This is a genomic window from Micromonospora sp. CNZ295 (genome assembly GCF_004217535.1).
On the sequence record NZ_SHKZ01000001.1, the window covers coordinates 4,309,573 to 4,322,648 of the forward strand.

Sequence of the window (13,076 nt, forward strand, 5' to 3'; positions counted from 1 at the left end):
GGGTTCAGGTCGGTGGTCCGAACAGCAGGTCGAGGTGGTGGTCGAGGGCGCGCAGCGCCTGCTGCGGGGTGTACTGGCCGCCCAGCAGGTGCACGCCCAGGCCCTCCATGAGCGCGAGCAGGCCGGCGGCGGCGTCGTCGGCGTTCGGGCCGGGCAGGAGGCCGGCGACGAAGGTGACCAGTTCGGTGTTGTCCTCGCGGAGGGCGGCGGCGGCCTCGGGGCGTACGGCGGTGTAGGCGAGGAACGCCAACGCGACCCGCCCGTCGTCGCGGGACTGCTCGTCCAGCGGCAGCAGGGCGGTGATCATCGTACGGAGCGTCTGGCGTGGTGTCGGGCGCTCGCCGAGGGTGGCGACGGCGGCGCCGATGCGGGCCTGGCTGCGGTCGCGCACGACGGACATCGCGAACGCCATCATCTCGTCCTTGGTGCGGAAGTAGTGCTGCACCATTCCGGCCGAGACGCCGGCGGCCGCCGCGACGTGGCGCAGGCTGACGGCTTCCAGGCCGTGCTGCGCGGCGACCCGCATCAGCGCGTCGGCGATGCGGGTGCGCCGCTCCTGGTGGTCGACCTTCTTGGGCATGGCGTCGATGCTGTCACGCTGGCGTCGGGGCGGTCCGGTCCGCTGCGGGGTGAGGGGTGACGGTTCCGGTGGCGCCGTCGACGGTGACGAGTTGTCCGTCGGTGATCGTGCGGGTGGCGTCGGGGACGCTGATGACCGCGGGGATGCCGTACTCGCGGGCCACGGTGGGCCCGTGGGCCATCACCGCGCCGGTCTCGGTGACCAGGGCGCCGGCGGTGAGGAACAGCGGGGTCCAGCCGGGGTCGGTGGTGGCGGCGACGATGACGTCGCCGGGTTCGATGTGGGCGGTGGCCGGGTCGTGGACGACCCGGGCGGGGCCGGTGGTCCGGCCGGGGGCGGCGCCGACTCCGCGCAGGGCGCCGTCGGCGGCCGGTGGGGTGGGCAGGACGGTCTCCAGGTCGGTGCCGTCGGACAGCAGCGCCACGGGTACGGTGCGGCGGCGCAGTTCCCGCTGGTGGGTGGCGCGGCGGGCGGTGACGGTGTCGCGGTGGTCGGCGCCGTGGTGCACGGCGTCGTGGACCTCGTCGAGGGTGAGGAACATGATGTCGTCGGGTCGGTCGAGCAGTTTCGCCTCGGCCAGGTCGGCGCCGATGTGCAGCAGTTGCCGGCGCATCGCGCGCAGCCGGTAGAGGCCGGCGAACTTGCCGGCCTCGCGCAGGCCGGCCAGCGATCGGGCGCGGCGCAGCAGGAACACGGCGATGCGGCCGCGCACCGGCCGGCGGCGGGCGCGGGCGGCGAGGTCGTGCAGGGTGGTCTCGGCGGTGGCGGCGGCGCGGGCGAACCGCCGGTCGGGGGCCTGGTCGGGATCGGTGACCCGCAGGTAGTTGGCGATCATGGCGAGGACGGGGGTCGGGTCCTCGTCCCAGCGGGGCACCCCGAGGTCGACCTCGGCGGCGCCGCGGTGGCCGTAGGTGTGCAGGAACGCGGTCAGGCCGATGTCGGGCAGGGTGCCCTGCCGGTAGCGGGCGGCGAGCTCGGGTGCGGGGGTGTCGAGCAGCAGCCGGCGGTGCTCGGCGGCGTCCTGCGCGAGCCGCCAGAGCGCGAGGTCCATCTCGATGGTGACGTTGTGCGGCATGCCGCCGAGGACGGTCTGGATCTCGTCGGTCGTGGCGATGCCCTTGAGGAGGTGTTCGGGCAGCGCGGCGGCGAGCATGCCGGCGGTGATGGTCCAGGTGAGGTCGTCGTGGCTGTCGGCGGTGGTGTCCAGGTCCCGGACGAAGCGGAGCCGGTCGGCGGTGGTGGTCAGGTCGGTGGGGGCGGCGGAGGTGACGCGGAGGCGTTCGACGGCGTCCTGCAGGCGGGTGCGGGCGGCGTCGGGTCGGGCGAGGGCGCGCAGGATCCCGGTGGCGGCGCGGGTGGCGGTGCGCAGGGCGGAGCCGCCGGTGGCGCGGGCGGGTTTCGCGGTCCGGTCCGGGGCGAAGCGGGGGTCGTCGAGGACGTGTCGCATGACGGTCTGGGCGCGGGGTCCGAAGTCGACGGCCATGAGCTTGACCAGCCGCTTGCGGGTGGCCGGGTTGCGGGTCAGGTCGGTGAGGTCGCCGTAGAGGCGCCCGCCGATGTCGACGATGTCGGCCCGTACGCCGAGGGCGGCGAGCATCGCGGCGACCAGCGCCTTGAGGGTGGACATACCCATCGGGGTGACCGGTTGGAGCATGCCCTGGACGTGGCCGAATTCGAGGTACACGCGGGGTTGGGGCTGGTCGGTGGGCGGGGGCGGCGGGAACAGGGTGGTGATCGGTCGGGACTGCAGCACCCAGAGGGTGCCGTCGTGGTCGATGGCCCATTCGATGTCCTGGGGGCTGCCGAAGTGGTTCTGCAGTCGGCTGCCGAGCGCGTGCAGGTCGGCCAGTTGCGCGGGGGTGAGGCAGCCGGTGGCCGGGTGGTCGGGGCCGTCGAGGAGGTAGTGGTCGACGGTGCGGTCGCCGTCGACGACGGCGGTGCCGAGGCCGGGGGCGGCCTCGACCATCATCTGGGTGCGGCGGCCGGTCAGCGGGTTGGCGGTGAAGAGCACGCCGGCCACGGCCGGGTCGACCATGCGCTGGACGACGACGGCCATCCGGACGGTGTCCTGGTCGATGTGGTGGGCGTCGCGGTAGCCGGTCGCGCGGGGGTTGTGCAGGGAGTCCCGGCAGGCCTGGACGGCGCTGAGGAGGTCGGCGGCGCCGGTGACGCCGAGGTGGGTGTCGTGCTGGCCGGCGAAGCTGGCGTCGGGCAGGTCCTCGGCGGTGGCGCTGGAGCGTACGGCGACGGGGCCGCCGCCGAGGCGCTGGTAGGCGTCGAGGATCGCGTCGGCGGGCAGGGTTTCGCCGTGGGTGGCGGTGGTGACGCAGAAGCCGGGCGGGACGTGTTCGCCGAGGCGGATCAGCTCCCCCAGGCCGGCTGCCTTGCCGCCGACCAGGTCGACCCGGTCGGCGGTGCTGTCGGACAGCGCGATGACCTGCATGGGGGAACACCTCTCGTTGCAATGCGACTGCATTGCGTCCGACGGTATCCGGTTGGCGATGCAACTGCAATGCCAACGGTGTGAGGTGGGCCGCCTCCGGAGCGTGGCGGGCTGGTCAGCGGGGGCGGCGGGCGAGCACGAGCGTGGTGCGCAGCCGCAGGACGATGGCGCCGCCGAGACCGTCCACCAGGGCGCGCAGGGCCGCGTCTCCCCTGGCCCGCTGGTCGGCCGAGCGCTGCCGGTAGGGGCCGAAGGTGCGCACCAGCCGCAGGTGGCGGTCGGTGCTCAGCGGCGGGTGCGGTGGACGTCGATGTCGGTGAACAGGCCGCTGCCGGCGCCGACCTCGACCACCGTGTCGGGTGCGCCACCGTGGTAGCCGCGGATGACGTCCGCCAGCTCGGGCGGGTAGCCGGGGCGGACGTCGTCGTAGCTGTCGGCGATTGGGCCGAAGACGTCCATCGGCTACAGCCCACCGCCGACGCGCAGCACGGTGCCGGTGGTGTAACTGGCGTCGGGGCTGAGCAGCCACGCGATGGCGGCGGCCACCTCGTCCGGTTCGCCGGGACGGCCCAGCGGGATGCGTCCGGCGGCGCGCTCGGGCCGGTCGGGCTGGCCGGACAGGGCGTGGATCTCGGTGCGGATGATGCCCGGCGCGACCGCGTTGACCCGGATGCCGCGGGGCGCGAGCTCCTTGGCCAGGCCGACGGTCAGGGTGTCGGTGGCGGCCTTCACGGCGGCGTAGTGGACGTACTCGCCGGGGCTGCCGAGGGTGGCGGCAACCGAGGAGACGTTGACGATGGCGCCGCCCGCGCCCATCCGGCGGGCCGCCTGCTGAGCGGCGAGGACGTAGCCGACGAGGTTGACGTCGACGACATGGCGCAGGTCGGCCGGGTCCACGTCGACGAACGGGCCGATGGGGCTGGTGACACCGGCGTTGTTGACCAGACCGGTCAGTTCCCCCAGGTCGGCGGCGGCATCGAACAGGGCGGCGACCTGGACGGGGTCGCGGGTGTCGGCGGGCACGGCCACGGCGCGTACCCCGGCGGCGTGCAGTTCGGCGAGCACCTTGTCCGCGGCGGCCCGGTCGCGGCGGTAGGAGAAGGCGACGTGGTGGCCGGCGTGGGCGAGCCGGCGGGCGGTGGCGGCGCCGATACCGCGGCTGCCGCCAGTGATGACGGTGACGGGATTCAACGCGAGCGCCCCCTGTTCCGGCCGGTGCGCCGAGGCTACCGTGGCCGGCAGCACACGGAGGGGGTGGCGCATGTCCCGCGCGTTGGTGCTCGGCGGTGGTGGCGTGACCGGGGTGGCCTGGGAGTGGGGGGTGCTGGCCGGGCTCGCCGAGCACGGCGTGGCGCTGGACGCGGCGGACCTCGTGGTGGGCACGTCGGCGGGGTCGGTGGTGGGCGCGCAGCTGTGCTCGGGGACGCCGGTGCGCGAGGCGTACGAGCGGCAGCTGCGGCCGGCCGACGGCGAGGCCGCCGCGCGGCTGGGCTGGCCGGTGCTGGCGCGGCTGGCGTGGGCGGGCGGCCTGACCCGCGACGCGGCGGTGGCGCGGGCGCGGATCGGGGCGATGGCGGTGGCGGCGCGTACCCCGTCGGAGGCGTCGCGGCGGGCGGTCATCGAGGCGCGGCTGCCGGCGCGGGACTGGCCGGCGCGGCGGCTGCTGGTCACCGCGGTGGACGTCGCCACCGGCGAGTTCGTCGTGTTCGACGCCGAGGCCGGGGTGTCCCTGGTGGACGCGGTGGGGGCCAGCTGCGCGGTGCCGGGGGTGTGGCCGCCGGTCACGGTCGGGACGCGGCGGTTCATGGACGGCGGGATGCGCTCGGCGGCGAACGCGGACCTCGCGGCGGGCGCGGACCGGGTGGTGGTGCTGGCGCCGATGGCCGCGGCGTTCGGACCGATGCCCCGGCTGTCGGCGCAGGTGGCGGCGCTGCGGGCGGCGGGATCGCGGGTGGCGGTGGTGATGCCGGACGCCGCGGCGCGCACCGCGATCGGCCGTAACGTGCTGGACCCGGCGCGGCGGGCCGGCGCGGCGCGGGCCGGATGGGCGCAGGCGTCGGCGGTGGCCGACGAGGTGGCGGCGGTCTGGGGATGATCGCCTAGGCTCGCGCGGTCGGGCCGCTGTGCGGATGGGTGCGTTGTCGCAGCGGGCTGGTATCAAGGGCTGCTGTCGGACAGGTGTACGGAAGAGGGCGTGATGGCGGGGCAGAGTTTGTCCACCGAGGAGGTGGCGGGCATCCGGGAGGCGCTGGCCGCCGGGCGCAAGCCGAAGGTTGTCTTCACCGCGTCGGCGGGCCAGATCGCGGGGCAGGTCGGCCAGGTGGTGGCGTTGACCGACCCGGCGGTCTCCGACGAGTTCCTGGTGGTGCGGTTCGGGCGCGACGAGCTGCCGTTCTCCCCCGCCGACGTGGCGATGGCGCCGCGTGGCGCCGGCCGGAAGGCGGCCGAGCCCAAGCCGGCCGAGGAGCCGGCCGCGCCGCCGGAGCCGGAGTTCGTGCTGGACACCCCCCGCGCGCCGGCGCCTCGGCCGGCCGAGCCGGAGGTCGCGCGGCCGGCCGAGGCGGCCAAGCCGGCGCGGCGGGCAGCGAAGCCGGCGAAACCGAAGGGCCCGGCGGGCCTGACGGTGACCCTGGCGTACACCGAGGGCGAGTGGACGGTGGCCGCCCAGCAGGGCGCGAAGGTCCTCGCCAAGCCGTACGTGCTCAAGCCGGCCGAGGCGCTGCGGATGGTGGCGCTGGTGGACGTGCCGGGCGTGCACGAGGCCGTGGAGCAGATCCTGGCGGCCGAGCGGGCCGAGGCGGAGCGGCAGGCCGAGAAGCTGCGGGCCGAGCTGGCGGAGGTCGAGGCGCGGCTGGCGGAGCTGCGCGAGGCCGGCTGAGCCGGGCGGGCGGGCCGGTCCCGCCGCGCGGTGGGTGGGCGGCGACCGCCGCCGGCCCGCCCCGGCGGGACGGTCCGGCGGCAGCGGTCAGGCCGCCGCGGTGACGGTCGGCTCGTGCCGCACCGGGAAGCTCACCGAGTTGGCGATGAAGCAGGCCCGGTGGGCGTCGGCGTGCACGGCGGTGGCCCGCTCGACCATGTCCGGGTGCCGGACGGTGACCCGGGGGCGCAGCACCACCTCGGTGAAGCGGCCGCCGCTCATGGTGCCGGCGGCGGTGTCGGTGTAGTCGGTGACGACCACGCCCGCTTCGGCCGCGAGGTGCAGGTACCAGAGCATGTGGCACTGCGACAGCGACGCCACCAGCAGTTGCTCCGGGTTCCAGCGCGCCGGGTCGCCGCGGAACGTCGGGTCCGAGCTGCCGGGGATCGGCGGCGGCCCGTCCGCGGTGACCAGATGGTCGCGGTCGTAGTCGCGGTAGCCGCTGGTGCCGGTGCCGCGGTTGCCGGCCCAGGTGACCGTCGTGCGGTAGTGGTGTTCGCGAGGCATGCCCGACAGTCTGCCGTCCCGGCCGGTGCGGCGCGCTCCCGCGCCGGCCGGGGGCGGGTCAGTGCTGCGGGATGTGCGCCACGCCGATGCGCTTGCGGAACACCCAGTACGTCCAGCCCTGGTAGGCCAGCACGATCGGCGTGAACACCACCGCCACCCAGGTCATGATCTTCAGGGTGTACGGGGTGGAGGCGGCGTTGGTCGCGGTCAGCGTGCCGGCGGCGTCCAGGGTGGACGGGAGCACGTTCGGGAACAGCGCCGCGAACAGGGTCGCCACGGCCAGGCCGATCGCCACGGCGGTGCCGGTGAACGCCCAGCCCTCGCGGCGTACCCGGGCGGCGGCCAGGCCACCGACCAGCGCGAGGGCGGCGGCGACGGCGAGCGCGACGGCGGCCGCGCTGGAGCGGATGGTCAGCGTCCAGGTGAGGAACGCGACCGCGAGTCCGGCGGTGGCCACGCCCAGGCGCACCGCGAGGGCGCCGGCGCGCTGGCGGATGTCGCCGACGGTCTTGAGGGCGACGAACACCGCGCCGTGCGTCAGGAACAGGGCTGCGGTGGTGGCGCCGCCGAGCAGCGCGTACGGGCCGAGCAGGTCGACCAGGCCGCCGGCGTACTCGTGGTCGGCGCTCAGCGGCACGCCGCGCAGGATGTTGGCGAACGCCACGCCCCACAGGAACGCCGGGATCAGCGAGCCGAAGAAGATGGCCGCGTCCCAGCGGCGCTTCCAGGAGGCCTCGGGCCGCTTGTGGCGGTACTCGAAGGCGACGCCGCGGGCGATCAGCGCCAGCAGGATCAGCAGCAGCGGCAGGTAGAAGCCGGAGAACAGGGTGGCGTACCACTCGGGGAAGGCGGCGAACATGGCGCCGCCGGCGGTGATCAGCCACACCTCGTTGCCGTCCCAGACCGGGCCGATGGTGTTGATGAGCACCCGGCGTTCGCGGTCGTCGCGGCCGAGGACGGGCAGCAGCATCCCGACGCCGAAGTCGAAGCCCTCGAGGACGAAGTAGCCGGTGAACAGGACGGCGACGAGGAGAAACCAGATGGTCGTCAGTTCCACGGGAGGCTCCGGTCAGTAGGCGAACGCGAGCGGGCGCTCGGCGTCGTCGGTGTCGTCGGGTTCCGGTGCCGGGGTGAGGTCGGGGACCCCGGCCTTGGCGTACCGGATGAGCAGTTTGAACTCGATCACGGCGAGGGTCGCGTAGATGAGGGTGAAGGCGGTGAACGAGGTGAGGACCTCGGTCAGCGACACGCTGCGGGACACGCCGTCGCGGGTGAGCATCTCGCCGAAGACGATCCACGGCTGGCGGCCCATCTCGGTGAAGATCCAGCCGAAGGAGTTCGCCGCGAGGGGCAGCAGCGGCATGACCAGGCCGGCGCGCAGCAGCCACCGGCTGGTGGGGGTGCGGCCCTTGCGCTGGCTCCACAGCACCAGCAGGGCGATCGCGGCGGCGGCCAGCCCGAAGCCGATCATGAAGCGGAAGCTCCAGTAGGTGATCGGGATGATCGGGGTGTAGCTGCCGGCGCCGTACTGGGCGGCGTACTGGGCCTGCAGGTCGTTGATGCCGTGCACGGTGCCGTCGATCTCGCCGGTGCCGAGGTACGACAGCAGGTACGGGATCTTGAGGGCGAACAGTTCCCGGCTGCCGTCCAGGCTGCCGATGGTGAGCACGGAGAACGAGGCGGGGCTCTCGGTGTGGTAGAGGCCCTCGGCGGCGGCCATCTTCATCGGCTGCACCTCGGTCATGATCTTGCCCTGGAGGTCGCCGGTGATCACCACGGCGGCGGTGGACACCAGGGTGACCCAGGCGCCGAAGCGCGCGGCGAACCGGTAGGCCGGGGTGTCGGCCGAGCCGCGGTCGCGGATCAGGTGCCACAGGGCGACGGCGACCAGCAGCGAGCCGGCCACCAGGAACGACCCGGCGATGGTGTGCGGGAAGGTGACCAGGGCGACCTTGTTGGTCAGCACGGCCAGGAAGTCGGTCAGCTCGGCGCGGCCGGTGTCCGGGTTGACCCGGTAGCCGACCGGGTTCTGCATGAACGAGTTCGCGGCGAGGATGAAGTACGCCGACAGGTTCGTGCCGATGGCGGCGGCCCAGATGCTGGCCAGGTGCAGCCGCTTGGGCAGCCGGTCCCAGCCGAAGATCCACAGGCCGATGAAGGTGGACTCGAGGAAGAAGGCGACGAGGGCCTCGATGGCCAGGGGCGCGCCGAAGATGTCGCCGACGAAGCGGGAGTAGTCGCTCCAGTTCATGCCGAACTGGAACTCCTGCACGATGCCGGTGACCACGCCCATCGCGAAGTTGATCAGGAAGAGCTTGCCGTAGAACCGGGTGAGCTTGAGGTACTTCTCGTTCCCGGTGCGGTGCCACAGCGTCTGCAGGATGGCCACCAGCACGGACAGGCCGATGGTCAGCGGTACGAAGAGGAAGTGGTAGACGGTGGTGACACCGAACTGCCAGCGGGCGACGTCCAACGCGTCCACCTGTGAACCCCCAGGCCGTGCTTACTACAAGACGTAGTAAATACTACTGCTCGTCGTAGACGGGCCGGTGGTCCGGACCGGCCCCGGACCCATGACCTTGATCACCCCGGCCCCGCCGCCCACCTCTCCCCTGCCAGCCGGCACCCCCGTGCGACCATTGCCGGCTGATGGACACCGCCCACGCCGCCACCTGGCGACCGCCGCTGATCTGGCGCACCGCGCAACTGCTCGCGCGCGGCGTCGTCGGCGCCCTGGCCCGCCTGGAGGTCACCGGGCAGGTCCCGGCGCACCTGCGCCGCGGCCCGCTCGTGCTGGCCGCCAACCACATCAGCCCGTTCGACCCGATCGTGCTGGCCGCCGCCTGCCGCGACGTCGGCGTCGCGCCGCGGTTCATGGCCACCGGTGGACTGTTCCGCGCCCCCGTCGTCGGCGCGGCGATGCGCCGCGCCGGGCACATCCGGGTCGACCGCGGCACCAACGCCGTCCACCGGGCCCTCGACGACGCGGCCGCCGCCGTCGCCGACGGCTCGGTGATCCTCGTCTACCCGGAGGGACGGATCGGCCTGGACCCGGGCCTGTGGCCCGAGCGCGGCAAGACCGGCACCGCCCGACTCGCCCTGGCCTGCGGCGCGCCGGTGATCCCGGTCGCCCAGTGGGGCTCCCACGAGGTCCTCCCCTACCGGACGCCGAAGGGGCTGGCGGGCGGGATCGCCCGGTCCCTGGTCCGCCGCCCGGTCGTGCGGGTGCACTTCGGCGACCCGCTCGACCTGACCGACCTGACGCACGGCACTCCCGGCGCCGCCCGCCGCGCCACCGACCGGATCATCGACGCGATCACCGACGCGCTGGTGCCGCTACGGCCCGACGAGCCCGACCGGCCCCGCCACGTCGACCCCGGCCGCCCGGTCGACACCGGCCGCTCCCACCGCCGCCGAACCTGACCGCCGAACCGGCCGGCCGCGCTCCGGGCACCGCTTCAGCGGTTCCCGGTCCGGCCGCCGAAGAGGCGCCGCCCGGTCACCCGCCGGCCGTCCGCGACGGGCATACTGCCTCCCGTGCCGACCGGCCCGCACCCCTACCTCGACGCGCCCGCACCGCTGGCGTTCGCCCACCGCGGCGGCGCCGCCGACGGCGACGAGAACACCGCGGCGGCGTTCGCCCGGGCCATCGACCTCGGCTACCGGTACGTCGAGACCGACGTGCACGCCACCACCGACGGGGTGGCGGTGATCTTCCACGACGCCACGCTGCGGCGGGTCACCGGCGAACGCGGGCGGATCGCCGACCTGCGCTGGGCCGACCTGGCGTCGGTGCGGGTCGGCGGCGCGGCCGTGGTGCCACGCCTGGACGAGGTGCTCGACGCCTGGCCGCAGGTGCGGTTCAACGTCGACGTCAAGGCCGACGGCGCGGTCGACCCGACGGTGGCCAGCGTGACCCGCGCCGGCGCCGCCGACCGGGTGCTGCTGGCCTCGTTCAGCGACGCCCGGCTGGCCCGCCTGCGCGCGCTCACCCGGAACCGGGTGGCCACCAGCCTCGGCATGCGCGGCGTGGCCCGGCTGCGGATGGCCTCCCTGACCGGCCGGCCGCTGCGGCTGCCCCCGTCCGTGGTCGCCGCGCAGGTGCCGGTGCGGTACGGGCGGCTGCGCGTGACCGACCGGCGGTTCCTCGCCCACTGTCACCGCATCGGGCTGCAGGTGCACGTCTGGACGATCGACGAACCTGCCGAGATGCACGAGTTACTCGACCTGGGTGTGGATGGCATCATGACCGATCACGTCGGCGTGCTGCGCGACGTCTACCGCAGCCGCGGCCACTGGGCCGCCTGATCCCCGAGGACACACCGGACATGTCCGCCACCGCCGCACCCGACGTCGACGACGTCCCCACCCCGTCGAGCACCCGCCGGGAACGCACCGGCTGGTACTTCTACGACTGGGCGATGTCGGCGTTCTCCACCACGGTCATCACCGTGTTCCTCGGGCCGTTCCTCACCACGGTCACCGAGCTGGCGGCCGGCTGCGAGCTGGGCGCCGACACCTGCTCCGGGTACGTGTACCCGCTGGGGATCAAGGTGGCCGCCGGGTCCTACTTCCCGTACCTGGTGTCGCTGTCGGTGTTCCTCACCGTGTTCGTGCTGCCGGTCGTCGGTGCGGTCGCCGACCGGTCGGCGCACAAGAAGCGGCTGCTGGCCGCGATGGCGTTCACCGGCGCCGGCGCCACCGTGGCGATGCTGTTCGTCACCGGCGACCGGTACCTGCTCGGCGGCGCGCTGTTCCTCGTCGCCAACATCGCCTTCGGTGCCGGCGTGGTGATCTACAACTCGTTCCTGCCGCAGCTCGGCGGCCCGGACGACCGCGACGGCATCTCCAGCCGCGGCTGGGCGCTGGGCTATCTCGGCGGTGGACTGCTGCTCGCGCTGAACCTGGTCGCCGTGCAGAGCCTGGACAACGGGCAGCCGGAGCGCACCCTGGACCTGGCCCGGTGGTCGATCGTGTCGGCCGGCCTGTGGTGGGCGCTGTTCACGCTGGTGCCGCTGCGCTGGCTGCGGGAGCATCCCACGCCGGCGGCGTTGCACGGCGACGGCAACGTGCTCACCGGCGGGTTCCGGCAGCTCGGGCGCACGCTGCGCGAACTCAAGGCGTACCCGTTGACGCTGTTCTTCCTGCTGGCGTTCCTGGTCTACAACGACGGCATCCAGACCGTGATCGCCCTGGCCAGCCAGTACGGCACCGAGGAGCTGCGGCTGGAGCAGAGCACCCTGATCGTGACGATCCTGCTGGTGCAGTTCCTCGCCTTCGGTGGCGCGCTCCTGCTCGGTGCCTTCGCGAAGCGCATCGGCGCGTGGAAGACGGTGCTGCTGAGCCTGGTGCTGTGGACCGGCGTGATCCTCGGCGCGTTCCGGCTGCCCGCCGAGGCGCCGCTGCAGTTCATGCTCCTCGGCGCGGCGATCGGCCTGGTGCTCGGCGGCAGCCAGGCGCTGAGCCGGTCGCTGTTCAGCCAGCTCATCCCGGCCGGCAAGGAGGGCGAGTACTACGGCTTCTACGAGATCAGCGACAAGGGCACCAGCTGGCTCGGGCCGCTCGCGTTCGGCCTCGTGTTCCAGCTCACCAACTCCTACCGGGTGGGCCTGGTCTCCCTGCTGATCTTCTTCGTCGTCGGTTTCCTGCTGCTGCTGGCGGTGCCGATGCGGCGCGCGATCCTGGCCGCCGGGAACACCCCGCCCCGGGTGCTGTGAGCCGCGCCCGGCCGGTCCCACGGGGGCCGGCCGGGCGGGCCGCAGCGGCGCCACCGCCCGCCCCGCCGGCACTGGATCATGGCGCTCGGGCGAGAACCGTCGATGGGTTAGGCTGCCGGACCGTGACCGAGCACGCTGCCGCCCCGACCTGCCTGGCGCGCCCGTTGGGCCCCGACGAGCAACCCGCCGGCTGCGCCGCCCGCGGCGTGGACGGGCGGCCGCTGCACGCGGCGGCGCTGCGGTTCTACTGGGGGCCGATGGACTGCGGCAAGTCCACGATGGCGTTGCAGATGAACTACAACCACGCCCGGCAGGGCCGCCGCGGCCTGGTCACCACCCGCATCGACCGGTCGCTGGGCCCGCAGGTCACCACCCGCATCGGGCTGGCCCACGAGGCCATCGAGATCACCGACGACCTGGACCTGCGCGCCCTGGTGCGCGACACCTGGGCCGAAGGGGTCCGGGTCGACTACCTGATCTGCGACGAGGCCAGCTTCTACAGCGTCGCGCACGTCGAGCAGATGGCCGAGCTGGTCGACAGCTACGACGTCGACGTGTACGCCTTCGGCCTGGCCACCGACTTCCGGTCCTGCCTGTTCCCGGCGGCGCAGCGGCTGTTCGAACTCGCCGACCAGGTGGCCCGCATCCAGGTCGAGGTGCTCTGCTGGTGCGGGCGGGAGGGCCTGCTCAACGCGCGGGTCGTCGACGGGCGGGTGGCCCGGGAGGGCGCCCAGGTGGTCATCGGCGACACCGCGGACTCGGCGGAGGTCCGCTACCAGGTCCTCTGCCGCCGGCACTACCGGGCCGGGGAGCTCGGCCCCCGCCCCTGACCCGGCCCGTGTCCCCCCGGTTGGACACGGTTTGATCACGACGCGAACCTTTCCGGACCCCTCACCGCTTCCTCCTGCACGA

Annotated in this window: 14 protein-coding genes; 6 read left to right on the forward strand and 8 right to left on the reverse strand. The window is 74.0% G+C overall.

All coding sequences use genetic code 11. The features are described from left to right. Positions 1–4: 4 nt before the first annotated feature. From EV376_RS20180 to EV376_RS20190, 5 genes are all read right to left on the reverse strand, one after another. A complete protein-coding gene (locus EV376_RS20180; RefSeq protein WP_130325498.1) occupies positions 5–580 on the reverse strand; it encodes a TetR/AcrR family transcriptional regulator in 576 nt (191 codons plus the stop codon). Positions 581–593: 13 nt separating this feature from the next. Continuing rightward, entirely contained in the window at positions 594–3,023 is a 2,430-nt protein-coding gene (locus EV376_RS20185; protein ID WP_130325500.1) for a PEP/pyruvate-binding domain-containing protein, read from the reverse strand. 115 nt (positions 3,024–3,138) lie between these two features. Beyond that, positions 3,139–3,285 (reverse strand): hypothetical protein, encoded by a 147-nt coding sequence (locus EV376_RS30285; protein ID WP_165438041.1) that lies wholly within the window; start codon positions 3,283–3,285, stop codon positions 3,139–3,141. A gap of 23 nt (positions 3,286–3,308) precedes the next feature. Further along, positions 3,309–3,482 (reverse strand): hypothetical protein, encoded by a 174-nt coding sequence (locus EV376_RS30290; protein ID WP_165438042.1) that lies wholly within the window; start codon positions 3,480–3,482, stop codon positions 3,309–3,311. A gap of 3 nt (positions 3,483–3,485) precedes the next feature. Beyond that, positions 3,486–4,214 carry an SDR family oxidoreductase gene (locus EV376_RS20190; protein WP_130328765.1) on the reverse strand — a complete coding sequence of 243 codons (729 nt, stop codon included), beginning with the start codon at positions 4,212–4,214 and terminating at the stop codon, positions 3,486–3,488. A 70-nt stretch (positions 4,215–4,284) separates the two neighbouring features. On the opposite strand from EV376_RS20190, the gene EV376_RS20195 reads away from it, so the two are divergent. Then, on the forward strand, positions 4,285–5,118 hold the full coding sequence (locus EV376_RS20195) for a patatin-like phospholipase family protein (RefSeq protein WP_130325502.1): 834 nt from the start codon (positions 4,285–4,287) through the stop codon (positions 5,116–5,118). A gap of 102 nt (positions 5,119–5,220) precedes the next feature. Continuing rightward, complete coding sequence (locus EV376_RS20200; RefSeq protein ID WP_130325504.1) at positions 5,221–5,901, forward strand: hypothetical protein; 681 nt, start codon at positions 5,221–5,223, stop codon at positions 5,899–5,901. Positions 5,902–5,988: 87 nt separating this feature from the next. Here EV376_RS20200 and EV376_RS20205 read toward each other — a convergent pair whose 3' ends face one another. From EV376_RS20205 to EV376_RS20215, 3 genes are read right to left on the reverse strand one after another with little or no spacing between them, the layout of a single operon-like run. Then, positions 5,989–6,447, reverse strand: coding sequence for an OsmC family protein (locus tag EV376_RS20205; RefSeq protein WP_130325514.1), 459 nt, complete (start codon positions 6,445–6,447; stop codon positions 5,989–5,991). Positions 6,448–6,505: 58 nt separating this feature from the next. Further along, positions 6,506–7,504, reverse strand: coding sequence for a cytochrome d ubiquinol oxidase subunit II (gene cydB, locus EV376_RS20210; protein WP_130325516.1), 999 nt, complete (start codon positions 7,502–7,504; stop codon positions 6,506–6,508). Positions 7,505–7,516: 12 nt separating this feature from the next. Continuing rightward, positions 7,517–8,929, reverse strand: a complete 1,413-nt coding sequence (locus EV376_RS20215) for a cytochrome ubiquinol oxidase subunit I (RefSeq protein ID WP_130325518.1) — start codon at positions 8,927–8,929, stop codon at positions 7,517–7,519. Positions 8,930–9,096: 167 nt separating this feature from the next. On the opposite strand from EV376_RS20215, the gene EV376_RS20220 reads away from it, so the two are divergent. The 4 genes from EV376_RS20220 (at position 9,097) to EV376_RS20235 (ending at position 12,994) form a co-directional block, all read left to right on the forward strand. Next, positions 9,097–9,870 (forward strand): lysophospholipid acyltransferase family protein, encoded by a 774-nt coding sequence (locus tag EV376_RS20220; protein WP_130325520.1) that lies wholly within the window; start codon positions 9,097–9,099, stop codon positions 9,868–9,870. Positions 9,871–9,984: 114 nt separating this feature from the next. Next, a complete protein-coding gene (locus EV376_RS20225) occupies positions 9,985–10,755 on the forward strand; it encodes a glycerophosphodiester phosphodiesterase family protein (RefSeq protein WP_130325522.1) in 771 nt (256 codons plus the stop codon). A gap of 20 nt (positions 10,756–10,775) precedes the next feature. Then, positions 10,776–12,164 (forward strand): MFS transporter, encoded by a 1,389-nt coding sequence (locus EV376_RS20230; RefSeq protein ID WP_130325524.1) that lies wholly within the window; start codon positions 10,776–10,778, stop codon positions 12,162–12,164. Positions 12,165–12,286: 122 nt separating this feature from the next. Next, complete coding sequence (locus EV376_RS20235) at positions 12,287–12,994, forward strand: thymidine kinase (protein WP_130325526.1); 708 nt, start codon at positions 12,287–12,289, stop codon at positions 12,992–12,994. The last annotated feature ends 82 nt before the right edge of the window (positions 12,995–13,076 follow it).

Excerpts from the sequence above, each read along its gene's own strand:
- EV376_RS20185 (WP_130325500.1), bottom strand. The coding sequence starts at position 3,023 with ATGCAGGTCATCGCGCTGTCCGACAGCACCGCCGACCGGGTCGACCTG.
- EV376_RS20195 (WP_130325502.1), top strand. The coding sequence starts at position 4,285 with ATGTCCCGCGCGTTGGTGCTCGGCGGTGGTGGCGTGACCGGGGTGGCC.
- EV376_RS20220 (WP_130325520.1), top strand. The coding sequence starts at position 9,097 with ATGGACACCGCCCACGCCGCCACCTGGCGACCGCCGCTGATCTGGCGC.
- EV376_RS30290 (WP_165438042.1), bottom strand. The coding sequence starts at position 3,482 with ATGGACGTCTTCGGCCCAATCGCCGACAGCTACGACGACGTCCGCCCC.
- EV376_RS20205 (WP_130325514.1), bottom strand. The coding sequence starts at position 6,447 with ATGCCTCGCGAACACCACTACCGCACGACGGTCACCTGGGCCGGCAAC.
- EV376_RS20200 (WP_130325504.1), top strand. The coding sequence starts at position 5,221 with ATGGCGGGGCAGAGTTTGTCCACCGAGGAGGTGGCGGGCATCCGGGAG.
- EV376_RS20180 (WP_130325498.1), bottom strand. The coding sequence starts at position 580 with ATGCCCAAGAAGGTCGACCACCAGGAGCGGCGCACCCGCATCGCCGAC.
- EV376_RS20230 (WP_130325524.1), top strand. The coding sequence starts at position 10,776 with ATGTCCGCCACCGCCGCACCCGACGTCGACGACGTCCCCACCCCGTCG.